Below are 25822 nucleotides of genomic sequence, written 5' to 3'. Positions count from 1 at the left end.
CATGGCGCCGCGCGGCCGGTGAAGAGAATGGCGTCAGAACAGGAGTCCCAGAATCGTCGCCTTGACCGCGGCCTCGGTCTTGTTGGTCGCATTCAGCTTGCGCATTGCATTGACGAGGTGAAACTTCACGGTGCGCTCGTCGACATGCATGATCTTGCCGATCTCGACGTAGGTTTTCCCGGCGGCAGACCATTGCAGCGACTCCCGCTCGCGAGCGGTCAACTCGACGGCGTATTCGGGCGCGCGCTGCGCGAGCAGATGCATGCTCATCGCACAGTTGGCCGTGTTCGCGAGCCATGACATCTGGTATCCCTTTTGCTCGAGCTCACACTCGTCGATCGGCTCGCTCGACCGCACCATGGTCACGAGTCCAATCGCGCCGGTTCGGCTGACGGACGGCATGCACCAGCCGTGGCGCAAGCCGAAATGATCCGCCTCCTTCCAGAATTCGATGCTTTGAGTCTGGGTGTCGGCACGCCAGATCAATGGCATCAACTGGCTGAGCCCGTGTCGGACGGTCGGGTCGACGGCAAAGTAGTTTTGACTCACATAGCGCGTGACCCACGTCTCCGGATAATTGGACTGCAGCATGAACTGCGGATTGGTCACCGGGAACGGAATGCGCAGACCGAACGAACAGTACTCGAATCCAAGGGCGCGCACGTCCGCCGAAAACTCCAAAAACACGTCGGCCTCGGATTTTGCCGCGGCGTATCCATTCAGATACTTTTCTTTCCATGCATGCATATCGTTACCTTTGCGGTCAATCGTGCCCCAAGGAATCGTGTTGCCGGGGGCGTTGGCCGGTCCTTCAAAAGTCGTTCGGGGGTTGGTCTCACGCTTCGACGTATCGAGCGGCAAACATGACGTCGAATGCAAATTCTTATCGAATCGACTTCGAGATGGCGTAGGGACTTTCCGTTGATCGAATTTCGGGATCTTGCATGTGGGTAGGTATATATCTGGATCGTACAGAGCGTTTCAATTTCGGGAGTCGCAAATTCGAAAATCCTGGAATTGCTTCATGATCGATGCGTCATCGGGCAATTTCCGCTCGCAGTGACCGTGCGTGATGCAATGGCATTCCCCGGATGGTCTGTAATAATTGTAAATAACCTGTACGTGATCGCAGCGGATATTCAAGTCGTAACAGGAGCGCTACGAGCGTTGAAAGACCTTGTGGCCGGCTTCCGCTGCTAATCTTGTCAGACTATGCCGTGCGAATTTTAACAGGTGCCACGTTGTGAGAACGAACATGCCAAAAAAGCTGAATGACGGATATGTGCGATTGACCCTGCCCGCGTTCTACGCGCTGCGTTTCCGCCAACATATGTGTCAGCAAGCCCCGGATTTGCTACATGACTTATGGGGTGAGGGGATCAGCGCCGTCAATGCCGGCTACTACGAGCTGGTCTGCACCGAGACGCAACCCGCCGCGAGCGTCGGCTGCGTATGGTACGTGGCAGCGGGGCGGTCCGAAGTGAAGGTCGGGACGGACGACGTCAGCAGCAACGTCATGCTCCTCGACACGGACGGCGGCGATTATGGCGCGCGATACAGCCGGGCGTTGATCCAGAACTGGCTGTGCTCGGGAATGCGTCAACGCGAACTTGAATCGGCCATTGTTGCCGATCACTGATTTCGTGTTCAAGGTGCCTCGTTATTTCTCGGCGAGTAAATAATGATTCGCCGTTAATGTCTCGTGCCGCGCAACCGCCAGTTTCCGCCGATCGTCCTCATCGGCCTCGGCGAAGTTTCGATGGCGGCACGATTATCCATGCCGTGACACGGCACCACGCGAGCCGTTCATGACAGGCGTGCTCGCGATGTTCGTTCGCAAGCGCCCCGCTTCCCCTCGCCAGTTAAATCCGGAATCCGTTTTCCCGCCGGCGTGCTTCAGCCCACTCGGCGCGATGAGTCTCGTCCAAAGTGCGTGACCTGCCCATTCGGGCAGCTATGTTGTCACGGCAATTTCGGGTTCAATCGCGCTAACAATTCTGAGATGAGAGAGAGGGCTTTCAGATGTTGACTTTATTGTCGGGGCGAAGCGCTGATTTGAGTCGCGAGATGATGTATCGACTCGCGAAGTTTCGGCATAAGGTCTTCATACAGGAACTCGGATGGTCATTGCCGACTGACAATGGCATCGAATTTGACGATTTCGATCGCGCGGACACGCTTTACGTTGTCGCTTGCGATCGCAATAGTGAAATTGTCGGTTGCGGTCGATTGCTGCCGACCGACGAGCCCTATCTTCTCGGTAATGTTTTTTCGGATTTGATGGGCGACGCTTCTCTCCCACGAGCGCGCGATGTTTGGGAGTTGTCCCGCTTCGCGATGAGTATGCCGCGCGGCGAGTCGTTGACTGCCGAAGCATCGTGGCAAAACACGCGCGCGCTCATGTCCGAAATCGTCCGCGTCGCGCACGCACATGGCGCGAACCGTCTCATTGCATTTTCCGTGATCGGTAACGAACGGCTGCTGAAGCGCATGGGTGTCAATGTGCATCGCGCCGCGCCGCCCCAAATGATCGAAGGCAAGCCGACCCTGCCGTTCTGGATCGAGATCGATGAACAGACGCGTTCCGCGCTGGACCTCGACGGATCGGAGTACGGCCTGCCGCTCGACATGCCGCGCGGTCTGCGTGCGTCGCATGCGTTCGAGCAAGCCGTGTGATTGGGCGTGCATGCAGTGTTTCAAAAGGTGCGCATGAAGATGAACAGCTTTAACGATGTGGCTCGGCAAGTCCCGGTCCGCGAGAGGAATGTGAAATGACGCTTCGAGTGGTGGTAACCGGTATCGGCATTGTGTCTCCGCTGGGTTGCGGCAAGGAACTGGTGTGGCAGCGCCTGATCGGCGGGTCGTCGGGGCTTCGCCGGCTCGGTGACGAGATCGTCGGCGATCTGCCCGCCAAGGTCGGCGGGACCGTACCGTCGAAGGCCGACGATCCCGACGGCGGTTTCGATCCGGAGAGCTCGGTGCCGAACAAGGAGCTGAGGAAGATGGACCGCTTCATCCAGATGGCGATGGTTGCCGCGGACGAGGCGCTCGCGGAAGCGGGATGGGCGCCGCAGGCGGAAAGTCAGCGCGAGCGGACGGCCACCGTCGTCGCGTCGGGCATCGGCGGATTTCCGGGCCTGGCCGAGGCGGTGAGAATCGGCGAGACGCGCGGCGTGCGCCGGCTGTCGCCGTTCACCATTCCGTTCTTTCTGTCGAATCTGGCAGCCGGCCAGATTTCGATCAAGCATCAGTTTCGCGGGCCGATTGGCTGTCCCGTGACTGCCTGCGCGGCGAGCGTGCAGGCAATCGGCGATGCACTGCGCCTGATCCGGAACGGCGAGGCCGATGTCGTGCTGGCCGGCGGCGCGGAAGCGGCATTCGACAAGGTGAGCCTGGGCGGATTCGCTGCGGCGCGAGCGCTGTCGACCGGCTTCGGCGATCAGCCGATTCGCGCGTCGCGGCCGTTCGACCGCGAGCGGGACGGATTCGTCATGGGCGAGGGGGCCGCCATGCTGGTGGTCGAGTCTCTCGACCACGCCATCGCGCGTGGCGCCCGCCCGATCGCGGAGATCATCGGGTACGGAACCACGGCGGACGCCTACCACATGACCGCCGGGCCCGACGACGGATCCGGCGCCATGCGCGCGATGAAACTGGCCCTCGCGATGGGCGACATCGCCCCGGAGCAGGTCGACTACGTCAACGCGCATGCGACATCGACGCCGGTCGGCGACTCCGGAGAAATCGAGGCGCTGAAGACGGTCTTCGGCGTGGGCGCCGGCCCGGCGATTTCATCGACCAAGTCGGCGACCGGGCATTTGCTCGGGGCGGCCGGCGCGATCGAGGCGGCGTTCTCCATTCTCGCGCTGCGGGATGGCGTGCTGCCCGGAACGCTGAATCTCGAGCACCCCGACGAGGCTGCCGCCGGACTCGATCTGATCGGCCCCTCGGCCCGGCACGTTCCCGTCGAAATCGCGCTGTCCAACGGTTTCGGGTTCGGTGGCGTGAACGCGTCGGTGCTGTTCAAGCGATATCCGTCGGATCGCGCCGCAGGCGCGCATTGAGCAACGCGCACCGGCTTCGCGTGCGCGTCCGATTTCGCAAATACGTCGTGTCGTCCGTGTCCGGCGCTGTGCCATGGTTCGCCGCTTCTTCATCGACTCGATGATGACGGCGACGGCGAAGTCGCGTCACGTGCCATTCCGGTTCTGATCGTTATCCGAAGGACATTCTCCGTGTTAGACACCCTCATCGTTGGCGCTCGCTGCGCGGGCGCCACGCTCGCGATTCATCTGGCGCGCGCCGGCAAGCGCGTTCTGGCAATCGATGCGAGCAATCTCCCGAGCGACCAGCCATTGTCCACGCACTGGATTTCGCCTTACGGCATGGCGCTCCTCGACGAACTGGCGCTTGGCGACAAGGTTCGCCGTTTCGCGCCGCCGGTGCCCAGCATGATGTATGGGGGCGACGACGTGCTCGGCTGCATCGAGTATCCCGTCGGCGGAGGCTGCTCCTGTCCGCGTCGGATGGATCTCGATGCGCTGTTGCTGGAGGAGGCGCGGGCGGCGGGGGCTCAGGTCCGCACGCGGACCCGGCTGGTCGGTCTGTTGCGCGACGGCGAACGGGTGACGGGCGCCGTGGTGGAACATGACGGCGTGCGTGAAGAGATCCGGGCGCGGGTCGTGGTGGGCGCGGATGGCCAACACTCGACGATGGCGGACCTCGTCGGTGCCGAGGAGTACCACGGCTACGACGGCCCGCGTGCAATGTATTGGGCGTACTGGCCGCGGCCGGACTGGTTCGATACCGATCCGCGCTATCGCGGCGGAGCGATGAACTGCACCTTCGGCGACGACATCGTCTTCGTTTTTCCGACCAACCGAGACCTGCTGCTGATCGGGGTGGCGTTCCCGAAAATGGAGTTGCCGGAATGGAAGGGCCGTGTGCTCGAGAAGCTCACGGAGACACTGAAGGGCAACTGTCACACGGCGCCGCTGGTTGCCGACGCGCCCGCCAGCAAGGTGCTCGGCGCATTGAAGCTGCGCTTTTTCTTCCGTCAGGCCGCAGGGCCCGGCTGGGCCCTCGTGGGCGATGCGGGCCTCTTCATGGACCCGTCGCCGGGATTCGGCATTACCGACGCACTGCGCGATGCGCGCTCGCTCGCCCAGGCCATCGTCGAGGGCGACGAGCATGCGCTGGAGTGCTACTGGCGCCAGCGCGACGCGACCTCGATCGACCTGTTCGAATATTCGCGCGGCCGCGGCGCACTCGGCCACAACAATCCGCTCAGCCGGATCCTTTACCGCAAGCTTGCGAACGATCCGGAACTGCAGGCGCGTTTGCTCGCTTCGCAGAATCGCCAGTGCTCGCCGTTTGCCGTATTCGATCCGAGCGATATCAAGAAGTGGGCGGACGAGGCAATGGCCGGCGGCGAAACGGGCGTGATCCAGCCGTTGATCGACATGTCCCGGCGAGGCGAGGCGATTCGCGCCGAGATGGCGCGGCGCGTGCAGCTCGCGGAGGAGGCGCGCGCCCGGCGCTCCCGCGTGCGCGAGTCGGACGAGCTGGAATCGTTTGCCGCCGGCGTCGAGCGCGACGTATCAGTCGGGGAATCCATTTGAACGCGCGCAACAGCGGTGCGTGGTCGTTGCGGCCACGCGATTTCAAGCCACGGCGCGGCACGTTCGCCAATCGCCGGCCCTGCATCGCATCAATCGAGGAGAGAGGCCATGACCATCGCAGCCACGTTGGACAGTGACGTCGCATTGTCGCGGCTCAAGCTGCCACGGCACTTCCACCGGATCAGCGCCGTTGCCACGATCCTCTATCTGGCGCACGCGCTCGCGTTCTTCCTGATTCCGGCCGCAGTGGCGTTCGCCGTCGTCGATATCCCGATGTCGACGCCGGTCCGAATTGCGCTGGCCATCGTCCTGGGTGTGATCGGCGGACATGGCATGCATTTGCTGACTTTCGTCGGACACGAGGGGATGCACACGAACCTGCATCGCAACAAGTACGTGAGCGCCGCGCTGGCGCTCATCTGCTCGTCGCTGGTGCCGGGTTTCCTGATCGTGGGCTTCAGCATGACGCACTGGAAGCACCATCGCTTCACCGGTCAGGACATCGATCCGGATGTCCAGATCTATTCGCAGTACAGAACCTTCTGGTCTCGCTTCTTTCTCGCGCGTTCCAAGGGCGTGCGGATCTACACGCGGAACGCCGCGCGCATGGCGGCAGGTTTGCCGTGGCCGGAGAACACGCGGTTGCCGTTCAGCCAGCGCGAAATGCGCTGGATCTCGCGGATCAACATCGCGCTGAGCCTGTGCGCGATAACGGCCTACGGATTCATCTGGCATCGCTCGCTGTGGCTCGGTTTCACGGTCATGCTGATTCCGTATATCGGGGTGTACGTATTCAGCACCATCCGCGCATACATCGAACACACGGATACCGTGCCGGGGCGATATCGCGACAGTCGCAGCTACACGTCGCCGATCTATACGGCGCTGTTCTTCGGCAGCAACTTCCACCTTGAACACCACCAGTATCCGGCCGTCCCGTGCTACCGGTTGCCCGCGCTTCACACGTACCTGGCGTCGCACGGGCTGTTCGAGGCGGAAGGCGCGCCGGTCGAGCCGTCCTTCCTGGGCGCGCTTCGTTATACGACCGGCCGCTTTCAGTATCCCTGCGTGAATTTGCAGTCCGCGTCGGACGAATTTCTCGAGCAGATGGCGGACGGCCGTCTCGATCGCGAAGCGGCCGGAGCCGACGCCCGGGACGACGACCGGATGGTCGCCGTCGCGCGCAGATAGAACCGATCACGAACGCACACGGCGACTCGAGCTCGCGTCGGTGTGCCACCGCCGCCCATGTAGCAAAGTGAGGAATCAATGTTTATCCAGAATGCGTGGTACGCAGCAGCACTTTCAGCGGAAGTCCAGAGGGAGCCCTTTGCCCGGACGATTCTGAACCAGAAGATCGTCATGTACCGTACGCAGGCGAATCAGATCGTCGCGCTCGAGGATCGGTGCCCGCACCGGCAGGTTCCGCTATCGCGGGGGCGCGTGGTCGGCGACGAACTCCAGTGCTGGTATCACGGGCTCCGGTACGACTGCTCCGGCGCGTGCGTCAGCATTCCGAGCCAGACCGTGATCCCGAAGGGCGCACGCGTGCGGTCGTTTCCCGCCGTCGAGAAATACGGCTTCATCTGGCTGTGGACCGGCGAGCCCGACAAGGCCGACGAGGCGGCGATCCCCAACCATTGGGTCTGTTCGGCGCCCGAGCTTGCCGGGAAGATGAGCTATTGCACGATCGCGTGCAGCTACCTGTTCGGCATCGACAACATCCTCGACATCTCGCACGCCGCCTTCGTGCATGCGAAGACGCTCGGCTCGCTCGACATCGTCGAGACGCCGCCCGAAATCGTGATCAACGACGATGAAGTCCGCGTGCGGCGCTACCTGCGCCGCGAGAAGACGCCGCCGCTCTACACCCATATCCTGAAGCTCGACTACATCGACCGCTTCCAGGAGGTGCTCTACTGGCCCATCGGCAACACGCGGGTCGAAACGAGGGCTCACGCCTGCGACGATTCGAGCGGCCAGGTCTTCCACGTCTATACGACGACGATCTTCACGCCCGCCACGGATACCACGACGCATGTGTTCGTGGGCATGCATCGCGATTTCGACGTCGACAACGAGCGGTTCACCGAGTTCACCGCGAAGGAAGTGTTCGCCACCGTGATGGAGGACAAGGATGTCGCGGAGAGCTTGCAGGCGAACTGGAGCCCCACGGCGCCGATGATCGACATCCAGCTCGATCGCCCGGCGTTCGCCGCGCGGCGGATATTGGAGCGAATGGGTGCGAACGCATCCATTCGAGCGGCCGTATGACGCCCGTCGGGACGGAGCGCGTGCCGCACGCGGAAGAGGAAACGACGATGATCGAGAAGGAAGCGACGATGCGTCACCAAGGACAGTCCAGCCTTTATGTCGGCGAGTTGCTCGGCGAACTCGGAATGTCGGCGCAGGACGAAGTCGGCTTGCTGCATCCCATGACGTTCGGAGAGATCGTCGGTCGCGACCGCGTCGAGCGTCTTGCGATGGCCGCCGCCGGCATCTTTTCCGAAGTCGAGTCGAAAAACGCCTGGAGCGGTGCGGACATCGGCGGGCGCGAATGGCTCGGCCTCTTCCAGGGCCGCCGGATTCGCGGCGTGACAGTGGCGCGCCGGTCGGGTACACGCATCCAGGTCGACATCTTCCTCGGCTCGTTTCCCGCACCGGTGCGCCGGGCGCTGTATGACGCGAGCCGGGATCTCGTCGACGCAGACGCGTGGGTGCTGCCCCCGGGAATCGAAACCGCGTTGCCGCCGATACCTGCCGACGAAGTGCTGGACGCCAAGTTGCCGTTCCCCATCGTCGACGAGATGTTTCTGACGAGCCCGGTGGCCTGCAAACCGATTCGCGGCCGTGACGACGTCGAGCGCGTGTGCGGCCATTCGATGGCGGTCTACGGCGGACGTGCGAGCGGGCCGCGTCTGTCGGCAAACGCCACGACGCTGAGCCTCTGGACGGGCGAGGTCGGCGGGCTGCCGCTGGAAGTGGCGAACGTCATCTACTGGGAAGACGAGCGCACGGTCAAGGGCATGGCAATGGCGATGCGCCCGTGGCCGGTCGTCGCGCTGTTTCAGGCGCGGATGCAGGCGCGAACGCTCCCGTTTCTCGATCGGTCGTATTTCGAATCGGAATCCGAATCGAATGACGACGTGATGCACGTTCAGCTTCGCGAGGGTTAAGTCCATGAACGGACCCAGCGTGTCCGCCGCGCAGGCGCAGCCGAGCTCGATTTCGCCGTGGCCGGTGTTCTGGATCGCCAGTGTTGCGGTGTTTCTCGTCTCGATCGACGTGACCGTGCTGTATGCGGCATTTCCCGCTTTGCGACGGGCGTTTCCCGATACCGACTCTGCCGGCCTGTCGTGGGTTCTGAACGCGTACACGCTCGTCTTCGCCGCGTTGCTCGTGCCCGCGGGCCGCCTCGCCGACCTGCGCGGACGCAAGCGCACGTTCCTGCTTGGACTCGCCATGTTCCTGGGAGGATCTTTCGGCTGCGGGATCGCCACGCAGGTCGAGATGCTCTGGGCAATGCGTGCGGTGCAAGGCGCGGGGGCGGCGCTGTTGTTGCCTGCATCGCTGTCGATCCTGCTCGCGGCGTTTCCGGTCGGCAAGCGGTCCGTGGCCGTGAGCTTGTGGGGCGCGGTCAGCGGGGTGGCCGGGGCATTGGGCCCAAGCGTCGGCTCGTTCATGGTGGATCGCTTCGGCTGGCCCTGGGCGTTCTTTCTCAACCTGCCGTTTGGCGCAATCGCGCTATGGCAGGGATGGCGCATGCTCGACGAGTCGCGTGATCCCGAGCGCGGTGCACCGCTCGATCTGGTTGGCGTCGTCCTGCTGATCCTCGGCGTCGGTTCCATCGCGGTCGGTCTGGTGCGATCCGAGGCGGTCGGCTGGACTTCGCCGGAAGTCGCATTCGCGATCGCAGGCGGGATGGGCATGCTGGCGGCATTCGTTGCATGGGCTCGCACGGTACGGTCGCCGGCAATCGATCTTTCGCTGTTTCGGGATCGGACTTACTGCTACATCAATCTGGCTTCGCTGTGCTTCGCGATCGGCTTTGCGATGATGTTCTTTCAGACGTTCCTGTTCACCACGGGAGTCTGGTCGTATTCGCTGACGCGTGCGGGACTGGCCGGCAGCCCCGGGCCGCTGCTGGTCGTTCCGACGGCGATCGTGTGCGGACGGTTCGCGGCGCGCGCGGGGCACCGGGTTCTGCTGGTGACGGGCAGCCTGATCTCGACGGCAGCGAGCATATGGTTCGCGCTGGTGCCTGGGGTCAATCCGGATTATGTGCATGCGTGGCTGCCGGGCGCGCTCCTCACGGGGCTGGGGGTCGGCATGGTCATGCCTTCGCTGTCTGCGGCGGCCGTCGCGCATCTGCCGCCGGCGCGATTCGGTGTCGGCTCGGCCGTCAACCAGGCGATACGCCAGGTGGGATCCGTGTTCGGCGTGGCGCTGACGGTCGCCATCACCGGTAACGCGATAACGCGCCTCGCCGAATTCCACACGCTCTGTTATCTGCAGATCGCGCTCGGCCTGGCTACCGCGATCCTGTGCGCGCCGGTGGATACGCGACCTCGAGCGCTTGCATCCGCGGTGGCACGCTGAGGGGCGCGGATCGGCCGGCAACGGTTCGCGTACAAAGCTTTCACAAAAACAACATCGATTATCCGAGGGCCTCATGATGACCGGTAGTATTTTCCCCTCCGCTGCGACAGCGGAGCGCTCGTCCCTGCTCGACATTCTTCGAGAGCGTGCCGAGCAAACGCCGGAGCGGATCGCATTTCATTTTCTTCGCGACGGCGAGGACGATGTCGTGAGCTGGTCGTACGGGCAGTTCGCTGCCGCTGCCGTCCATGTGCGGGACATGGTTCTGCAGCACCCGCTGCACGACCGGCGCGTATTGCTTCTGCTCGAACCCGGTCTGGGTTACGTCGCGGCGCTGTTCGGGATTCTGCTGGCGGGTGCCACCGCGGTACCCTCGTTTCCACCGGCCGGCGCGCGCGCGGTGGCCCGCTTCGCATCGATCTGTCGCGACGCTCACCCGGACGTGGTCATCGCCGGCAAGCTTCATCGCTCACTGCAGCCACAGCTCGACGAGCTCTACGGCGGTCAGCGTGCCGCGCCGGCGTTGCTGACGCTCGACGAAAGCGCGTTCCACGAAATCGAAGCATCGGCATATGGCGTCGGGGGCTCGCTGGAGTGGCGTGTCGACCTGGACCGGCCGGCGCTGCTTCAGTACACGTCCGGATCGACGGGCGAGCCCAAGGGCGTAGTCGTCACGCACGAGAATCTCGTCAGCAATTGCGCGGTGATCGCCGAACGGATCGGGCCCGATCGCGACCGTGTCGGATGCACGTGGCTGCCGCCGTATCACGACATGGGACTGATGGGCGCGCTGCTGCTCGCGGTGTTCAGCGGTTTTCCGCTCGTGATCCTGTCGCCGCAGCATTTCGTCCAGCGGCCGTATCGCTGGCTCAAGGCGATCAGCGACTATCGCGTGACCACCAGCGTCGCGCCGAATTTCGCGTTCGACCTGTGCGTCGACAACATCAGCGAGGAAGAGGCGGACACGCTCGATCTCGGCTCGCTGCAACACGTATTTTGCGGCGCGGAGCCGGTGAGCCACGCGACGCTCGAACGTTTTTTCACGCGCTTCGGCCGGTATGGCTTCGAGCGCCGCGCCGTGGTGCCCTGCTATGGCATGGCCGAGGCGACGCTCTATGTATCCGGCAAGGTGGGGCGTTCGCCGATCACCCTGATCGACGTCGACAAGGAGGCACTTGCTCACGGCAGGTGCGAGCTGCACGCGACGGAATCCGATGTGCGCGGGCGTACCACGCTGGTCGGGTGCGGACCGGTGGCAGTCGGGCATCGGCTGCTGATCGTCGATCCTGAGACGAAGCGCGTACAGCCGGACCGGACCATCGGTGAAATCTGGTTCAGTGGCCCGAACGTCGCCGCGGGCTATCTGAACCGCGGCGACAGCGCCGACGTTTTCGCGGCCACGCCCGCTGACGGAGATGGCGAGGGCGGATCCGTGCGCTACCTCCGCACGGGCGATCTCGGCTTTCTGAACGACGGCGAGCTGTTCGTGACCGGGCGGATCAAGGACATCGTGATTGTCGCCGGGCGCAATCTCTATCCGAACGACATCGAGGGATCGGTGCAATCGGCGCACGACGCGATTCGCACGAACGGCGTGGTGGCGTTCTCGATCGACGGCGGTCCTTCGGAGTCGCTCGTCATCGTTGCGGAACTCAAGCGCTCGCGCCGGCTGAATACCGAGCAAATGCGCGAGGTGCGCGCGGCGATCACGTTGGCGGTCACGCGAGACCACGGGGTGTCGCCGGCGGTGGTGCACCTGGGACCGACCGGCTCGATTCCGCTCACGACCAGCGGCAAGGTGCGTCGGCAAGCGTGCAAGCAGGCGTTTCAGCAAGGTCGCTTGAGCGTGCTCGAGGCACGCACGTAAGGCGTCCGCCAACACTTCATTTTCACATTCCATTTCTTCGGAGCCAGTCATGGCTGAAGCGGATTCCCTGGCTTCGCGAACACCGGCAACCGCCGTTGTCGCGGAAGCCGACACCGACGTGCGCGCACGCCGGCTTGCTTATCTGACCGTGGGCATTCCCGCGCTCGGTTTCGCGCTGGCGATCGCCTACACGTGGATATGCGGCATGCGCGCAACAGACTTCGTGCTGCTGGCGGTGATGTATTTCTCGACCGCGATCGGCGTCGAAACCGGCATGCATCGATATTTTTCGCACCGCTCGTTCAAGGGGCGACCGATCGTCACCGTGATGCTCGGCGTACTCGGCAGCATGGCCGCCCAGGGGCCGATCCTGTTCTGGGCCGCCACGCACCGGATGCATCACGCCTTCACCGATCAGGACGGCGATCCGCATTCACCGCGCCCGCGCGCGAACCGGCACGGCAAACCGAGCCGGCTCGCGGGCCTTTGGCACGGTCACGTGGGCTGGCTGTTCACCGTGCGACGCGAGAACTGGAGTGCGTATGCCGCGGACCTGCTGCGCGACCGCCTGATCGTCAATCTCAATCTTCGATACGCGTGGTGGGTGATGCTCGGCCTCGCCATCCCCGCGCTCGCGGGTGCGCTGCTCGCGCCGGCCGGGCAGGCCTTGTCCGGGGCCGTCGGCGGCTTCCTGTGGGGCGGGCTCGCGCGGATCTTCCTGCTCGATCAGTCGACGTGGGCGGTCAATTCCCTGTGCCACACCATCGGCACTCGTCCGCACGCGACGCGCGACCACAGTCGCAATCTGGGCCTGCTCGCCATCGTTTCGGTGGGCGGCGCGTGGCACAACAACCATCACGCGCAGCCGGCCTTCGCCAACAACGATCACGCGTTCTGGCAACTCGATCCCTCCGCCTGGATCATCCGCCTGCTCGACGCGCTGGGGCTCGTCACGGAGGTGCGCTACGCCCCGAAGCGCCGCGCGGCGGCTCACTCAACTTCGCCGTAATCCTGTTAGCGTTTGGAGAATCCTATGAATTCGTCGATTCAGGTTGCACCCGGCGTGACTGCCGCCGGCGGGCTCTCGGCCGCCGACGGTCAGATCCCCGGTGTTTCGCCGCTAAAGGGCAGTGGGGCGCGCATCAAGCGCTATACCGCCCTGGCCGTGATGCTGGTGCCGCTCGCCGGCTTTGCGCTGGCGGCACGCCAACTCGTGCTGGGGGACTTCACCGTCACCGATCTGGTGCTGTTCGGGGTGTTCTATTTTCTGCACATGGGCGGGATCACGATGGGCTTCCATCGGTACCTCGCTCACAAGACGTTCCGGACTTCGAAGTGGTTCGAGGGACTGCTGCTGATCTGCGGGTCGATGGCGGCCCAAGGCCCGATCATGTTCTGGGTGACGACGCATCGTCGTCATCATCTGTACAGCGACCAGCAAGGCGATCCGCATTCGCCGAACCTGGTCGGACAGGGGCTGTTCGCCAAGCTGCGCGGCCTCTGGTATGCGCACATGCCGTGGATGCTGGCCGCGGACGTATCGGGCTGGACGTTCTTCGCCCCCGATGTGTTGCGTGATCGCCGTCTGTTTTTCTATCACCGTACCTACGTCTGGTGGATCGTGCTCGGTCTCGTGCTGCCGGCCGGGATCGGCGGCGCCATTGCCGGCTCCTGGCACGGCGCGTGGAACGGCCTGCTGTTCGGCGGGTTCGCGCGGATTTTCCTGGCCAACCAGGCTGCCTGGTGCGTGGGTTCGGTGTGCCACATGTTCGGTGGACGGCCGTTCAAGACAGACGACAACAGCGCGAACAACTGGACGGTCGCCGTGTTCACGTTCGGCGAAGGCCTGCAGAACAACCACCACGCGTTCCCGGCGTCGTATCGCCACTCGGTGAAGTGGTACGAGCCGGATCTCAGCGCGTGGGTGTTGTGGACGCTCGGCAAGCTGGGCGTCGTGTGGGACCTGCGCCAACCCGGGCCTGCCGCAATCCGCAAGCTCGCCAAGCAGCCGTATTGAAGAAGGTTTGCCGTCGTCATTTCGTTCATTTCCCTCGTATAGAAGGATTTTTCATCATGTCTCAAGCTGGAATTCTGGGTGGTCTGTTCGGCCGCAAGAAGGCGGTGGCCGCCGATATCGGCCCCCTCACCGAAGCGTCGATTCGAAGCTGGCTGATCGACCGGCTCGCCAGGCAGTTGAAGGTCGACCGGGCTGCCATCGACCCCGCGAAGCGCTTCGACGAATACGGCCTCGATTCGATCGTCGCGGTGCAGGTGTCGGGCGATCTGGAGAAGGTCGTCGAGCAGCGGCTGTCGCCGGCGCTGCTGTTCGAACACAACAGCATCGACGAACTGGCGCGCCACCTGTCGACCGAGCTCGGCTTGCAGGCTGCATAAGCGGGAGATCGACATGACAAGCAAATACACCTTCCCGAGCGCGCCGCCCGCGCGTTTCGACGAATTCCTGCAGAAGTCGAAAGCGCTCGAGGGCGTGCGGCTCACCGACGCGATTCCAAAGTCGTTGTACGAGCCGCGTGCGTGGCGCGGCGTTCTCGGTTTCGTGGTGAGCTATGCCGCGTACATCGGTGCGCTGGTCGGCATCGCGTACGCACCGCATTGGCTGTTCTACGTTCCGCTGTGGCTGCTCGCAGGTCTGGGCGGCTGGGGGCTGCACTGCATCGCGCACGATTGCGGGCACAACTCGTTCTCCCGCTCTCGATGGTTCAACCTGGCGATCGGTCATTTGTCGCTTCTGCCGCTGCTGTATCCGTTCCATGCGTGGCGCCATACGCACAACCTGCATCACGCGAACACCAACAACCTCGAACTCGACACGGACTGGCGGCCCATTCCCGCGCCGCTTTACGATCGCATGTCGTTCCTGAAGCGTCTCGAGTACGCCGGTACGCGCAAGTGGCTGTTCTGGGCGGGCACGGTCAGCTACTGGAAGGAGTCGGGATTCCGTCCGGGCTTCTATCCGAAGCGCGAGATGCGGCGCGACGTGAAACGCTCGATTGCGTTCGTGCTGATCGCATCGGCGCTTTACTTCCCGACGCTGATCTACTTCACGGGCATCACGGGCCTGTTCCTGTACTTCGTCGTGCCGTGGCTCATGATTCACGCGTGGTTCAGCGCGACGACGCTGATGCACCACACGTCGGACGACATCCCGTTCCTGCCGTCGCAGCACTGGACGCCGAACGCCAGTCGCCTGCTCGTGACGACCGACTACCGGTATCCGAAGTGGCTGCATTTCATGACGCACAACATTTCGGTGCATACGGCGCACCACGTCGCGCCGATCGTGCCGTTCTACAACTTGCCGAAGGCCCAGGCGGCGCTCAAGGAGGCGTTCCCCGGCATGATCCGCGAAAAGGATTTCACGTTCGGCGATCTTTGGCACGTCATTCGTCATTGCCATTTCTACGACACCGAGTCGGGCTACTACCGGAGCCTGTCCCGGGAAGCCGTGCCCGTCGGCGCGCGCACGGCGGCGGAGGGCCGGTGATGGTGTCCGTGAACCATACGGAAGTCTCGCCGATCGCTCGGCGGAAGCCGAATGCGCCATCGTTGCGCGTGCGGCTCCGCCGTCGCGCGTTCGGGATGCTGAATGCCGTCGCGCCGCGCCTCGCCGGAAGGCGGGCGGCCGACGCGTTCGGCTTCACGCGCGGCTACGGGCTCCCTGTCAGCGATCGGGTGCCGCTCGGCGCCACCGAGACGCCGATCGAGGGCAATGCGGATATCGACCACGCCTATTACTGGGAGGGCGGGGCGTCGCGCGTGCTGCTCGTGCACGGCTGGGGCACCGACAGCAGCAGCATGCTGAGCTTCGTGAAGCCGATGCAGAACCTGGGCTTCTCGGTGGCGTCATTCGACGCGCCTGCTCACGGTCGTTCGCCGGGCAAGCATACGACGATGACGCAGTTCACCCGCGCGACCGGCGCGGTGCTCGATGCGATCGAAGGCGCGCACGTGGTGATCGCGCATTCGCTCGGTTCGATCGCGGCGGTTTCCGCGCTGGCGGAACGCTCGCGCCGCGCATCGTTGCGCTGCATCGTGCTGATCGCCCCGACGTGCGGGTTGACCGAGGTGCTGGAGCGCTGGGCGAGCCGCGACATGGCGTTCCAGCGCCCGGTGGTCGAGCGCATTTTTGCGGAGCTGCATCGACGCAACGGCGTACCGGTCAGCCACTGGGACATTCTCGCGCGCGGCGCGTCGCTCGACGTTCCGGTGCTGGTCGTGCACGATCCGGCCGATTCGGTGGTGCCGTACTGCGAGGCGCAGCGGGTAGTGGCCGGCCTGCAGGATGCGACGCTGTGGCCGGCCCCGGGCGCGGGGCATGGGCGAATCCTGTCGGACGCGAGGGTACGCGAGCAGGTGCGCGAGTTTGTGATGCGACAGACGTCGAATTTGGGAGAGTTGGCGAGATGAGCACGACTGCGGTGGAGATGCGCACGTTGATGTGTCTGGTGTGCGGCTGGATCTATTCGGAAGAACGGGGCGCGCCGGACGACGGCATCGCGCCGGGAACGCGCTGGGAAGACATTCCGGCCAAATGGAAATGTCCGGAGTGCGGCGTCGGCAAGGAAGATTTCGAAATGGTGTCGATCTGACGTGATGGAGAGGCGCGCGTCGCCTTTCCTCGTGTCCGACGGCACAATCGCAGTGGTTACGCGTGCCGGGCAGGCGAAGCGGCATCCCTTCCCGGCAGGCGACTCGTGCGGCGGCGGTGCCATCCGTTCCGCCGGAACCCACCTTTGAATGGAGTGTGGAAATGGTTGCACGACAGGTAGTGATCTGCAGTCCCGTCAGAACGCCCATCGGCGCGTTCGGCGGCACGTTGAAGGACGTTGCTGCGACGGCGCTCGGCGCAGTCGCGGTCCGCGAGGCGGTACGTCGCAGCAACGTCGATCCGGCGGAATTGGCGGCGGTCGTGATGGGCAACGTCATTCAGGCAGGAAACAGGATGAACCCCGCGCGTCAAGCAGCCATCGGGGGCGGCGTGCCGGTGGCCGTGCCTGCGCTTACGGTGAATCGCGTGTGTGGCTCGGGTGCCCAGGCCATCGTGAATGCGGCGCAGGAGATCTGGCTTGGATTCGGCTCGGTCGCGGTGGCGGGCGGCATGGAAAACATGGACCGCGCGCCGTATCTGCTGGAAAGCGGGCGATGGGGCCACCGGATGGGGAATGCCGGGATCGTCGACAGCATGCTCGGGGACGGCCTCGTCGACGCGTTTTCCAACCAGCATTCCGGATGGCACACGGAGGACCTCGTTGCAGCGATGGGGATCACGCGCGCGCAGCAGGACCGGTGGGCGGAGCGTTCGCAGCAGCGCTTCGCGCAGGCGCAAGGACGCGGGGCATTCGACCCGGAGCTTGTCGCGGTCGAAATCGAGGGGCGGAAACAGACTGTCAAATTCGAGCGCGACGAGCAGCCGCGGCCTGACACGACGGTCGATTCGCTCTCCAGACTGAAGCCCGCGTTTCGCTCCGACGGCACCATCACTGCGGGCAACGCGCCCGGATTGAACAGCGGTGCGGCGGCAATGATCGTGGCGGATCGGCAGTATGCCGACGCGCGTGGAATCGAGCCGCTCGCAACGCTCGTTTCCTATGGGGTGGGGGCGGTGGAGCCGGGCATGTTCGGACTCGGGCCGGTACCGGCCGTCAAGATGGCGCTCGCCCGCGCCGGGTGGTCGTTGAAGGACGTCGAGCGTTTCGAGATCAATGAGGCGTTTGCCGCCGTGCCGATCGCGGTCATGCGGGAACTCGGCATCGACGAGGAGCTGGTGAATGTCGAAGGCGGCGCGATTGCGCACGGTCATGCGATCGGCGCAACCGGTGCCGTTTTGACGACCCGCCTTGCGCACTCGATGCGCCGCGATGGCGTGAAACGCGGGATGGTGACGTTGTGCATCGGCGGCGGCCAGGGTATCGCCATCGCCCTGGAATCCGTCTAACGGCGTTCTGATGCCGGGGCGGCGGCAACCGCCCCGGCTCGCGTCAATCAAGGAGAAGATATGGACCAGCGTTCAGCACTGGAAGATACGAACCCTCGTGCGGCGACCGGATATACGGCAGCCGAGACTGCGCTTTGGCGCAAGTGGCTGTCCCATTTCGGCGCCGAGCGCGTGCAAGACCTGGACCTCGGCGTGCTGGAGGCGATCGCGGGTTATGTCGGGAAGGGCGTATCGCCTCCGAATGAATAGAGCGCGATTCGGAGCCGCCGAGGAAGCGGCTCGCCTTTCCGGCAACACGTCGACGCTCGGCTAAGCGGTGACGCCGTCGTTCAGGCACACGAGCGCGATCGACCTGACGCCAGCCGGACAATCGGTCCGCCCCGGAACTGGCTTCGGTACCATCCTCTCTCATTCAACGAACCGTCGCCTCGACACAAGCGTCCCCGCCAGCTTCCCGGCGCCCGGTCGCCGGAATCGCGGCCGGCGCGCGCGCCCCCGGCACCCTGAATACGGCGCCCCTGCGGACCAGGTACAGCGTGACGAAGCTGACCATCACCGCGAGCCATTTCGCGGCAATATTGCCGACCAGTCCCGCCGCCAGATGCACGATGCCCGCGGTCAGCAGCGAGCCGAACCCGCAACTCGCCGCGAACAGCAGCGCTTCGCGGACCTGCCGGCGGCCGATCGTGGTCGAGCGGAACACGAAGCGGCGCGAAAGCACGTAATTCACGCCACCCCCGACCAGGTACGCGACCGACGCCGATATCCCGGCATCGATCTGCATGGCCGAGGCCAGCGCGAGGAACAGTGCCCAGTCGACGACGAGCGACACGGCGCTCACGACGAAGTAGCCGGAAAACATCATGTCCGCCCCCACTGAACGGTGCGGGTGGGGACCGCGCGCAACCCCGATGCGCCGGCTTGCGGTTCGGTGCCGCTCTCGTGATACTCCGCGTCCTCGTTGACGGCCCAGACGTCGCGAAGCTTGTGCCCGGCGACGATGTTCTCGACGGTCAGCATGGCGGTCATCATTGCATGGTCCTGATTGTTGTACTTGTGCATGCCGTTGCGACCGACGAGATGCAGGTTCGGATAGTGCTCGGCCAGATCCGAACGGATCTCGTCGACGATGTCGCGGTAATCGTCGTCGTACACGGGGTACGCTTTCGGTTGACGAACGACGCGCGAACCGCGAATCTGGTCGCGCGTCGCCAGGCCGATCTTCTCGAGTTCACCGATCGCGAGTTCGGTCATGTCGGCATCGCTGCTTTCCCACATCGAATCGCCGTCGAAGCAGAAGTATTCGAGTCCCAGGCAGCCACCCGTCGCCGCGTCGGGCACCATCTCGGGCGACCACGATGCGAAATTCTGGATTCGCCCGACCTTGACGGACGGGTCGTGGATGTAGATCCAGTTGTCCGTGAAGGTGGCGGGCCGGTCGAGTATCAGCGCGACCGTGATGAAGTCCCGATACTGCAGTCTCGACGCGGCAGCCGCGGATGACGGACGGGGCGAAATCGCGCGAAGCGTTTCGCGCAGCGGCGCGGTGCACACCACATCGCGAGCGCTGATGCGATTCGTCTGTCCGTCCTGGCCGACGGTTTCGACGAGCCAGCGCCGCGTGAGGCCGTCGTACTGCATTGCGCCGGCCGCCTGTCCCATCATCAGCTGTCCGCCCTGATCCTGGAATTTCCGGGCGGCGGCTTCCCACAACATGCCGGGGCCGCGGCGCGGGTAATGGAAGGATTCGATCAGTGTCTTGACGCTGGACTTGCCCGAGCGGATGCCGAGCGAGCGCTTTACCGCGCTCACGATGGCGGTGGACAGGCTCAGGCCCTTGATGCGCTGCGCGGCCCAGTCGGCCGATATCTCGTCGCACGACATGCCCCAGACCTTTTCGGTGTACGTCTTGAAGAAGATGGAAAACAGTCGTTCTCCGAATTGATTGGCGACCCATTGATGAAAGGACTTCGGGTTTGGACAGGGCTTGACGCGGGCTGCGAGGTACGAAAGCACGCAGCGCGTGCTTTCGATGATGCCGAGATTCAGCAAGGCCTCGATGCCGTCGAGCGGGTATCGATAGAATTTGTTCCGGTAGAAGATGCGCGAGCTGCGCGGTCGCTCGATGAAGTCGTCCGGGAGCAGTTCGTGCCACAGTGCGACAACGTCCGCCGACTTGGAGAAGAAGCGGTGTCCTCCGATGTCGAAGCAGTGGCCGTCGAACTGTTCGGTGCGACTGATGCCGCCGACATACCGAGGATCTTTCTCGATGACTGCGACCGACAGGTCGGTCTGCCTGGTCAGCAGATAGGCGGCGGTGAGGCCGCCGGGTCCGGCGCCGATGATGAGTACGTCGACTGATTGATCCATGTTGTCACCCCGAGTTTCAAGTCGCTGGTCCATTGACTGTCGTATCGGCCGCTCCAGCCGGGCGGCAAACTGCCATGTCGAATCGATGATTCGGATATCCCGTTCAGACGTCGCGCACTTGCGCGTGGCGAGGCGGGGAAGCGCCGCCTCGGGTGGTCGATCGTGCGGGTATCGCGTTCGTCCGGTCGAGTGGTTGAATGCGCACGGACGATGCATCCGGAGTTGCGGCAGTCGTCCTGATGCTGCGGCAGTCGTACAGCCAGACCGTGTTTTCGGGTTCGGGCGACCACGCGTAGCCCGTTGCCAACTCCGGGTAGTGCCGATGCGACACGATGAAATCCAGCACGGGGTCTGCACAGATGTGCCGGATGCCCGCTCGGTCGAGCGGTACGTATTCGTACCTGGACACGAACACGGTCGACTTTCTGTCGGTGTCGTGCCCGTCGCGCGGTCGTGCGGCGCGCGGGTCTTGCTTGATCAGTTCGACCCGTCGCACCGCCTCGAAGGTAGTCCGGCGATGGAAGATCAGACCCGCGGCCTGCGTCGACGAGTAGTAGCTCGACGTCTTCATCATCAGCCACGGATAGACGACTTCGTCCGCCGGTCCGTCCCAATAGACGATGGCGCCGCGCGCGACCGTACCTTCGAACGGCGTGAAGTCGACGCGATCGGCGCCGGCTTCCAGGATCCTGGCTGCTTCCGACCGCTGGTCGATATTGACGAGTCCGTATGCGGCGAATGCGGCCAATATCACCGGCAAGCCGATGGCCGCGATTCGTTTGCGCGACAGATTGAGCACGGCGAGCACCGCGGCCAGCGTGATGACCAGGTGTGTGTGAATCAGCGTTTCGAGCCACGGAATGTCGAACATCACGCTGCCGGTCGGATACGCGACGCGACCGACCTGATACGCGCACTGGTATATGACCCAGATCGTCGCGGCAGCGAGGGTCGTCCCGATCCACATCCGGCGAAGCGCAGGAGTGAGGTCGGCAAGCCGCGCGCCGGGAGCGGCGGGCGCCCGGCGACGGGCTGCCGCGTGGAGCGTCGCGGCAACCGCCAGTGCGATGAATCCGCCGCCGACGTCGAGCAGGAGCCAGCAGATCGCGAGCAGCCAGATCAGGGTCGGCCGTGTGTGGCGTTCGCGTCGCACGAGCAAAATGGCCGCGGGCCATTGCATCAACGTCAGCAGCCACAGCGTGCGCCACGGCTGCATCTGTATCCAGATCGCGTCCTGTCCGGCCAGGTCCGCGATCGTGGTCAGCGCGATGCCGGCAATGCCGATCAGCGTGAGATTCGACCACAGCGCACGGTGATCCTGCGCCTGATTCGCGCATAGTGCCGCGGGAAGTGCGATAGCCCAGCACACCTTGTTCCATTCAGTGAGCGACCACAACGTCGGGAACAGGAATGGCACGTTGTATCGCGCGATCGACCGCCATTCCGGATCGAACGGATAGAGGTGGAACACCTTGAGCGGCGGCATCTCGACGACGGCGAAAGTCATGAGCGCGAGCGGCAATAGCCGCCACCACTTCACGCGTGGCGTCCGGCCGAGGACGACGAAGACGAGCGACGCGCCGCCGATCAGCGGGTGAATGGCGGTTGCGACGATCGTCAGCACGATGGCAATGCGATGACGGCCTTCGAGCATCGACGCAATCGCCCACAGGCCGAGTGCTTCGGCGGGAAGCCGGGCGGTGAGAAATCCTTCGTCATACGAAAAGACCAGGCCGGCGCCGTAATCGGACGGCATGCAGGCGACCAGGAACATCGCAAGCCAGTGCCACGGGGCGGGCAGCAGTTTCTTCGCCAGGCGCCACATGCCGCTCCACCAGAGCGCCTGGATCGCGATCAGGCACGCGAGATTGCTGGCGCGGAGCCCGAATGCCGAGATCAGCGTCGCGAAGATCCGACCGTAAATCGTCCAGTTGTCCTGAGAACCGAATTCAAAGAACAGATCGTGCGAGAAATGCTCGGGATGCGCGTTATACAGCGCCTGCGCGGTGTACAGGATCGCGTCGTGCCGAATGCCTGTATAAGGATGCGTTATCAGGAACAGAACGGCCAACGAAAGCGCAAGTGCGATGACCGAACAAGGGCTTTTCTCAGTCCGATTCATGATCGAGTGGAAGACTTTTATCGACGACATTTCGTGAGCCGGCGCTTCGTATGCGACGAAACGGACCATGAGGTCCCGGCTTCGCGGGCGGCGGCGCGGCGTACCCTGACGGCCCGAGAGCCTTCAGGCGAGATGCAGAGGGCCGCTCAGGGCGCGCGTTTCGCCATGCCGCCCATCGTCGGCGGTACGCAGACGCGCATGCCGGTGAAGAGAGAGGCGGTATGGGGCGGTCGTGCGTGTGCAGGCGTCCGCGGGTTCCGAGCGGGCGCGGATGCTTGCGGGAATGCCCGGCTTGCGCAGCGGATCGGCCGCGGTGCGATCGTTGCCGCGTCGCTGTTCATCCCCGGCGACGCCGCGATCGAGATCGTGGTGCTTGTTTTCATTGTGTCCCCCGATGCGTCCTGCACCGAAAAAGCGTCTTACCGGTGTGCCGGACGCGGACTTTTCGAAATATTTGATTGAGCGCCGGGACGGCTGTCCGGCGCCTTCGGCGTGAACGCACGGAGCGTGCCACGCCCGCCGGCGCGTGCGTTCGGACCGATGAGGCGACGTCGATGCAGGCCGGGATACCGGTCGTCGCGGGAAATGTGTCGGTCTTGAAACGGTCGGGAACCGTCGGATCGGGTCGATCGTCCATCGCGACGCGACTGATCACCGGCCGCGAAGACCGGATGATCGGTTTCAGCCGTGAAGCAGCGGCAGGCGAGCGGATGGCGGGATCGTTGCTGCGCAAGGGGCGCATGCGTGCCGGACAGCTCGTCACGCTGCGCCGGCGACGCCCATGGCGGGAATCGGCGGTCTAGTCGAACCGTGTGCGCATCGGGTGCGACCCGGGCATCCGGAACGCACATCAGGTTGCAGATCTGAAACGTCGCGGCAACTCGCCGGGCGCCATCAGGGTTGCGGTCGGCGTCACGTGCCCGACGCGTCCGCCGGAACGGATCGAGAACAGTTCAGGTATCCCCCGCGCGTTCGATGCGGCCGCATGCATTCGCCCGGGACAGTCGGCATCTGCCTCTCCCAATTGATGACCAAACCGCAAGACCTAGTGCATAGATATCGTTTGCCGCGGCGTTAATGACTATCGACAATCGTGGCTCGAATTCCCGCCGTTGCGCCAGAAGCGCCTTGGCGGGCGGCCCTGTCGGCTATCCCGGCCGTCGCCGCCACCCAGCTCACGACGACATGTACGCGTTCACGCCCTCATTCCAGAATCCCGCCGGTTCGCCGATCCGCGAGCTGTTCAAGTACCTCTCCGAACCGGGGATGATTTCGTTCGCCGGCGGCTACCCGGCCAGCGACCTGTTCGACGTCGACGGCCTGAACACGGCTGCCGAACGCGCGTACGCGCAGCCGGTCCGCTGCCTGCAATACGGCCCGACCGACGGCCTGGCCGAACTGAAGCAGCAACTGATCGCGTTGATGGCGCGCCGCAACGTGACGTGCACGCCGGCCGAACTGCTCGTCACGACCGGCTCGCAACAGGGCCTCGATCTACTGCTGCGCGTGATGGTCGCCCCGGGCGACGTCGTGCTGACCGAACAACCGGCGTATCCGGCGACGCTGTCGGCGATGCGTCTGCAACAGGCGCGCATCGTGACGATTCCCGTCGACGGCGATGGCCTCGACGTCGACCGCCTCGCCTCGCAACTTGCATCCGGCGCGATCGTGCAGCCGAAGCTGCTCTATACGGTGCCGACCTTCGCGAATCCGACCGGTGCGACGCTCGCGCGCGAACGCCGCCTGAAGCTGCTGCGTCTCGCGGTGCAATACCGTTTCTTGATCGTCGAGGACGATCCCTACGGCGATCTGCGTTTCGCGGGCGAACCGGTGCCGTCGATGCTCGCGCTCGCGAACGAAGTCGAAGGCGCACGCGACTGGATCGTGCACTTCGCGAGCCTGTCGAAAATCGTCGCGCCGGGGCTGCGCGTGGGATGGACGATCGCGCCGGCCGAAATCGCGCGGCGCTGCGTGATCGCGAAGCAGACGGTCGACCTGTGCAGCGCGCCGTGGACGCAAGCCACCGCCGCCGAGTATCTCGCCGACGGCGCGCTCGAGCGTCATCTGCCGCGCATCACGGCGGCCTACCAGCGCAAGTGCGATGCGATGTGCGACGCGCTGCGCGATGGCTTCGGCGATGCGATCGCGTTCCATCGTCCCGAAGGCGGGATGTTCGTGTGGGCGCGGATCGGCGCGGTGTCGTCGGACGTGCTGCTGCAACAGGCGATCGCGAACAAGGTCGTCTTCGTGCCGGGCAAGGCGTTCTTTGCCGACAACGTCGACGCCGCTTCGCTGCGGCTGTCGTTCGCCGCGCCCGACGTCGACGCGATCCGGGAAGGCGTGGCGCGCCTCGTGCGCGCGTATGGTGCGGCGCTGGCCGCGTGAGGAGGAGAGACACATGAGCATCGTCGTCAACGACACCGCATGGATGGACGAAGCGCCGCGCATGGCCGCTATCCGTCCCGTCGAACACAAGTCGTCGCAGATCAGCGCGGGGCCGCAATACGTCGCCGACGTGCTCGGCCGCTTCGGCGCGGATTCGACCGACACGCGCGACGCCGCACCGGTCGTCCTCGGCTACAACTGAACCGCACGGCGGGGGCCCGCAACGGGATCCCGCCGCCGAAACGGTTAAGCTGGCGCGATCGAACCACGCAGGATCGCCGGGGCATCATGTCCGACATCGAATCGCTCACGCAAACGTACGACCGCCTCTGGTCGTGCCTGGAATCCGGCGTCGGCGCACAGCGCTCGCCGTTCACCATGGTGCAGGCCGCGACGCTCGGCCTCGACGGCGCGCCCAAGGTGCGCACGATCGTGCTGCGGCAGGCGAGCCGCGCCGATCGTCGGCTGTCGTTCCACACCGATGCGCGCTCGGAGAAGGTCGTGGAGCTGCGCCGCGATCCGCGTATCGCGATCGTCGCGAGCGATCTCGATTCGCTCGTGCAGATTCGCGCGGAAGGCGTTGCGACGATTTGCGACGACGAAGCGCAACGTCGCGCGGTCTGGCAATCGAACCGTCCGCATACGCTGCTGCTGTATCGCGCACCGCTGCGCCCCGGCACGCCGATCGAATCGCCGAAAGACGCGCATGTCACCGCAAGCCCGGGCACGGCGACCACCGACGACGGTTACCGGAACTTCTGCCTGCTCCACGTCGCGGTGACGCGCATCGACTGGCTCGACCTCGCCCGCGACGGCCATCGTCGCGCGGTGTTCGACATGAACGACGACGGCTACGAGGGGCGCTGGATCGCACCCTGACGGCGTCGGTCGCGCCCCCGCTA

General features: G+C 64.5%; 26 protein-coding genes. 22 read left to right on the top strand and 4 right to left on the bottom strand.

Annotated features, from left to right (window positions below):
• Window positions 1–33: 33 nt before the first annotated feature.
• Window positions 34–861: an autoinducer binding domain-containing protein gene (locus WS49_RS19895; protein ID WP_257127721.1), complete on the bottom strand. Its 828-nt coding sequence runs from the start codon at window positions 859–861 to the stop codon at window positions 34–36.
• Window positions 862–1255: 394 nt separating this feature from the next.
• Between WS49_RS19895 and WS49_RS19890 the strand changes: the two genes are divergently transcribed.
• From WS49_RS19890 to WS49_RS19810, 17 genes are all read left to right on the top strand, one after another.
• Entirely contained in the window at window positions 1256–1639 is a 384-nt protein-coding gene (locus WS49_RS19890) for a DUF4902 domain-containing protein (RefSeq protein WP_059532255.1), read from the top strand.
• Between the two features lie 428 nt (window positions 1640–2067).
• Window positions 2068–2676 carry an acyl-homoserine-lactone synthase gene (locus WS49_RS19885; RefSeq protein WP_257127722.1) on the top strand — a complete coding sequence of 203 codons (609 nt, stop codon included), beginning with the start codon at window positions 2068–2070 and terminating at the stop codon, window positions 2674–2676.
• Between the two features lie 95 nt (window positions 2677–2771).
• Window positions 2772–4064, top strand: coding sequence for a beta-ketoacyl-ACP synthase II (fabF, locus tag WS49_RS19880; RefSeq protein ID WP_082725546.1), 1293 nt, complete (start codon window positions 2772–2774; stop codon window positions 4062–4064).
• A gap of 171 nt (window positions 4065–4235) precedes the next feature.
• Window positions 4236–5621, top strand: coding sequence for an NAD(P)/FAD-dependent oxidoreductase (locus WS49_RS19875; RefSeq protein ID WP_059532249.1), 1386 nt, complete (start codon window positions 4236–4238; stop codon window positions 5619–5621).
• Window positions 5622–5729: 108 nt separating this feature from the next.
• Complete coding sequence (locus tag WS49_RS19870) at window positions 5730–6812, top strand: fatty acid desaturase family protein (protein WP_059532245.1); 1083 nt, start codon at window positions 5730–5732, stop codon at window positions 6810–6812.
• 78 nt (window positions 6813–6890) lie between these two features.
• Entirely contained in the window at window positions 6891–7895 is a 1005-nt protein-coding gene (locus WS49_RS19865) for an aromatic ring-hydroxylating dioxygenase subunit alpha (protein ID WP_059532242.1), read from the top strand.
• 209 nt (window positions 7896–8104) lie between these two features.
• Window positions 8105–8797, top strand: a complete 693-nt coding sequence (locus WS49_RS19860; protein ID WP_257127723.1) for a hypothetical protein — start codon at window positions 8105–8107, stop codon at window positions 8795–8797.
• 4 nt (window positions 8798–8801) lie between these two features.
• Window positions 8802–10220 carry an MFS transporter gene (locus WS49_RS19855; protein WP_059532238.1) on the top strand — a complete coding sequence of 473 codons (1419 nt, stop codon included), beginning with the start codon at window positions 8802–8804 and terminating at the stop codon, window positions 10218–10220.
• Window positions 10198–12087, top strand: a complete 1890-nt coding sequence (locus tag WS49_RS19850; protein ID WP_257127724.1) for a fatty acyl-AMP ligase — start codon at window positions 10198–10200, stop codon at window positions 12085–12087. The genes WS49_RS19855 and WS49_RS19850 overlap by 23 nt, the downstream gene beginning before the upstream one ends.
• A gap of 49 nt (window positions 12088–12136) precedes the next feature.
• A complete protein-coding gene (locus WS49_RS19845; protein WP_059532235.1) occupies window positions 12137–13096 on the top strand; it encodes an acyl-CoA desaturase in 960 nt (319 codons plus the stop codon).
• A 24-nt stretch (window positions 13097–13120) separates the two neighbouring features.
• The gene (locus WS49_RS19840) at window positions 13121–14104 is read left to right on the top strand and encodes an acyl-CoA desaturase (protein WP_059532232.1); all 984 of its coding nucleotides are present in this window, start codon (window positions 13121–13123) and stop codon (window positions 14102–14104) included.
• A gap of 56 nt (window positions 14105–14160) precedes the next feature.
• Entirely contained in the window at window positions 14161–14481 is a 321-nt protein-coding gene (locus WS49_RS19835) for an acyl carrier protein (RefSeq protein WP_059532229.1), read from the top strand.
• 13 nt (window positions 14482–14494) lie between these two features.
• Entirely contained in the window at window positions 14495–15592 is a 1098-nt protein-coding gene (locus WS49_RS19830; RefSeq protein WP_059532226.1) for a fatty acid desaturase, read from the top strand.
• 95 nt (window positions 15593–15687) lie between these two features.
• The gene (locus WS49_RS19825) at window positions 15688–16515 is read left to right on the top strand and encodes an alpha/beta hydrolase (protein ID WP_257127725.1); all 828 of its coding nucleotides are present in this window, start codon (window positions 15688–15690) and stop codon (window positions 16513–16515) included.
• Complete coding sequence (locus tag WS49_RS19820) at window positions 16512–16697, top strand: rubredoxin (RefSeq protein ID WP_059532220.1); 186 nt, start codon at window positions 16512–16514, stop codon at window positions 16695–16697. Before WS49_RS19825 ends, WS49_RS19820 begins: the two co-directional genes overlap by 4 nt.
• Before the next feature lie 161 nt (window positions 16698–16858).
• Window positions 16859–18043: a thiolase family protein gene (locus WS49_RS19815; RefSeq protein WP_059532216.1), complete on the top strand. Its 1185-nt coding sequence runs from the start codon at window positions 16859–16861 to the stop codon at window positions 18041–18043.
• Window positions 18044–18103: 60 nt separating this feature from the next.
• Window positions 18104–18292: a hypothetical protein gene (locus WS49_RS19810; RefSeq protein ID WP_059532213.1), complete on the top strand. Its 189-nt coding sequence runs from the start codon at window positions 18104–18106 to the stop codon at window positions 18290–18292.
• 163 nt (window positions 18293–18455) lie between these two features.
• Here WS49_RS19810 and WS49_RS19805 read toward each other — a convergent pair whose 3' ends face one another.
• From WS49_RS19805 to WS49_RS19795, 3 genes are read right to left on the bottom strand one after another with little or no spacing between them, the layout of a single operon-like run.
• Window positions 18456–18905, bottom strand: coding sequence for a GtrA family protein (locus WS49_RS19805; protein WP_257130209.1), 450 nt, complete (start codon window positions 18903–18905; stop codon window positions 18456–18458).
• Window positions 18905–20629: an NAD(P)/FAD-dependent oxidoreductase gene (locus tag WS49_RS19800; RefSeq protein WP_257127726.1), complete on the bottom strand. Its 1725-nt coding sequence runs from the start codon at window positions 20627–20629 to the stop codon at window positions 18905–18907. The genes WS49_RS19805 and WS49_RS19800 overlap by 1 nt, the downstream gene beginning before the upstream one ends.
• Entirely contained in the window at window positions 20517–22484 is a 1968-nt protein-coding gene (locus WS49_RS19795; protein ID WP_257127727.1) for a hypothetical protein, read from the bottom strand. The genes WS49_RS19800 and WS49_RS19795 overlap by 113 nt, the downstream gene beginning before the upstream one ends.
• Between WS49_RS19795 and WS49_RS19790 the strand changes: the two genes are divergently transcribed.
• The 5 genes from WS49_RS19790 to WS49_RS19770 all read left to right on the top strand — a co-directional run bounded on the left by WS49_RS19790 (window position 22458) and on the right by WS49_RS19770 (window position 25799).
• On the top strand, window positions 22458–22997 hold the full coding sequence (locus tag WS49_RS19790; RefSeq protein ID WP_179949273.1) for a hypothetical protein: 540 nt from the start codon (window positions 22458–22460) through the stop codon (window positions 22995–22997). The two genes, WS49_RS19795 and WS49_RS19790, sit on opposite strands and share 27 nt — an antisense overlap.
• 92 nt (window positions 22998–23089) lie before the next feature.
• Window positions 23090–23338, top strand: a complete 249-nt coding sequence (locus WS49_RS19785; protein ID WP_059532201.1) for a hypothetical protein — start codon at window positions 23090–23092, stop codon at window positions 23336–23338.
• 382 nt (window positions 23339–23720) lie between these two features.
• Window positions 23721–24920, top strand: a complete 1200-nt coding sequence (locus WS49_RS19780) for an aminotransferase-like domain-containing protein (RefSeq protein ID WP_059532198.1) — start codon at window positions 23721–23723, stop codon at window positions 24918–24920.
• 13 nt (window positions 24921–24933) lie between these two features.
• Window positions 24934–25122: a hypothetical protein gene (locus tag WS49_RS19775; protein ID WP_059532195.1), complete on the top strand. Its 189-nt coding sequence runs from the start codon at window positions 24934–24936 to the stop codon at window positions 25120–25122.
• An 86-nt stretch (window positions 25123–25208) separates the two neighbouring features.
• The gene (locus tag WS49_RS19770) at window positions 25209–25799 is read left to right on the top strand and encodes a pyridoxamine 5'-phosphate oxidase family protein (protein ID WP_059532192.1); all 591 of its coding nucleotides are present in this window, start codon (window positions 25209–25211) and stop codon (window positions 25797–25799) included.
• Window positions 25800–25822 lie beyond the last annotated feature (23 nt).

The organism is Burkholderia sp. RF7-non_BP4 (assembly GCF_001521935.1).
Lineage (GTDB): Bacteria > Pseudomonadota > Gammaproteobacteria > Burkholderiales > Burkholderiaceae > Burkholderia > Burkholderia diffusa.
Note: the sequence above shows the minus strand (reverse complement) of the source record. Positions and strands in the feature narration are given on the sequence as shown.

Excerpts from the sequence above, each read along its gene's own strand:
- WS49_RS19890 (WP_059532255.1), top strand. The coding sequence starts at position 1,256 with ATGCCAAAAAAGCTGAATGACGGATATGTGCGATTGACCCTGCCCGCG.
- WS49_RS19885 (WP_257127722.1), top strand. The coding sequence starts at position 2,068 with ATGATGTATCGACTCGCGAAGTTTCGGCATAAGGTCTTCATACAGGAA.
- fabF (WP_082725546.1), top strand. The coding sequence starts at position 2,772 with ATGACGCTTCGAGTGGTGGTAACCGGTATCGGCATTGTGTCTCCGCTG.
- WS49_RS19870 (WP_059532245.1), top strand. The coding sequence starts at position 5,730 with ATGACCATCGCAGCCACGTTGGACAGTGACGTCGCATTGTCGCGGCTC.
- WS49_RS19865 (WP_059532242.1), top strand. The coding sequence starts at position 6,891 with ATGTTTATCCAGAATGCGTGGTACGCAGCAGCACTTTCAGCGGAAGTC.
- WS49_RS19860 (WP_257127723.1), top strand. The coding sequence starts at position 8,105 with ATGGCCGCCGCCGGCATCTTTTCCGAAGTCGAGTCGAAAAACGCCTGG.
- WS49_RS19855 (WP_059532238.1), top strand. The coding sequence starts at position 8,802 with ATGAACGGACCCAGCGTGTCCGCCGCGCAGGCGCAGCCGAGCTCGATT.
- WS49_RS19845 (WP_059532235.1), top strand. The coding sequence starts at position 12,137 with ATGGCTGAAGCGGATTCCCTGGCTTCGCGAACACCGGCAACCGCCGTT.
- WS49_RS19840 (WP_059532232.1), top strand. The coding sequence starts at position 13,121 with ATGAATTCGTCGATTCAGGTTGCACCCGGCGTGACTGCCGCCGGCGGG.
- WS49_RS19835 (WP_059532229.1), top strand. The coding sequence starts at position 14,161 with ATGTCTCAAGCTGGAATTCTGGGTGGTCTGTTCGGCCGCAAGAAGGCG.
- WS49_RS19830 (WP_059532226.1), top strand. The coding sequence starts at position 14,495 with ATGACAAGCAAATACACCTTCCCGAGCGCGCCGCCCGCGCGTTTCGAC.
- WS49_RS19825 (WP_257127725.1), top strand. The coding sequence starts at position 15,688 with ATGCTGAATGCCGTCGCGCCGCGCCTCGCCGGAAGGCGGGCGGCCGAC.
- WS49_RS19820 (WP_059532220.1), top strand. The coding sequence starts at position 16,512 with ATGAGCACGACTGCGGTGGAGATGCGCACGTTGATGTGTCTGGTGTGC.
- WS49_RS19815 (WP_059532216.1), top strand. The coding sequence starts at position 16,859 with ATGGTTGCACGACAGGTAGTGATCTGCAGTCCCGTCAGAACGCCCATC.
- WS49_RS19810 (WP_059532213.1), top strand. The coding sequence starts at position 18,104 with ATGGACCAGCGTTCAGCACTGGAAGATACGAACCCTCGTGCGGCGACC.
- WS49_RS19805 (WP_257130209.1), bottom strand. The coding sequence starts at position 18,905 with ATGTTTTCCGGCTACTTCGTCGTGAGCGCCGTGTCGCTCGTCGTCGAC.
- WS49_RS19800 (WP_257127726.1), bottom strand. The coding sequence starts at position 20,629 with ATGCATCGTCCGTGCGCATTCAACCACTCGACCGGACGAACGCGATAC.
- WS49_RS19790 (WP_179949273.1), top strand. The coding sequence starts at position 22,458 with ATGCGTTATCAGGAACAGAACGGCCAACGAAAGCGCAAGTGCGATGAC.
- WS49_RS19785 (WP_059532201.1), top strand. The coding sequence starts at position 23,090 with ATGCAGGCCGGGATACCGGTCGTCGCGGGAAATGTGTCGGTCTTGAAA.
- WS49_RS19780 (WP_059532198.1), top strand. The coding sequence starts at position 23,721 with ATGTACGCGTTCACGCCCTCATTCCAGAATCCCGCCGGTTCGCCGATC.
- WS49_RS19775 (WP_059532195.1), top strand. The coding sequence starts at position 24,934 with ATGAGCATCGTCGTCAACGACACCGCATGGATGGACGAAGCGCCGCGC.
- WS49_RS19770 (WP_059532192.1), top strand. The coding sequence starts at position 25,209 with ATGTCCGACATCGAATCGCTCACGCAAACGTACGACCGCCTCTGGTCG.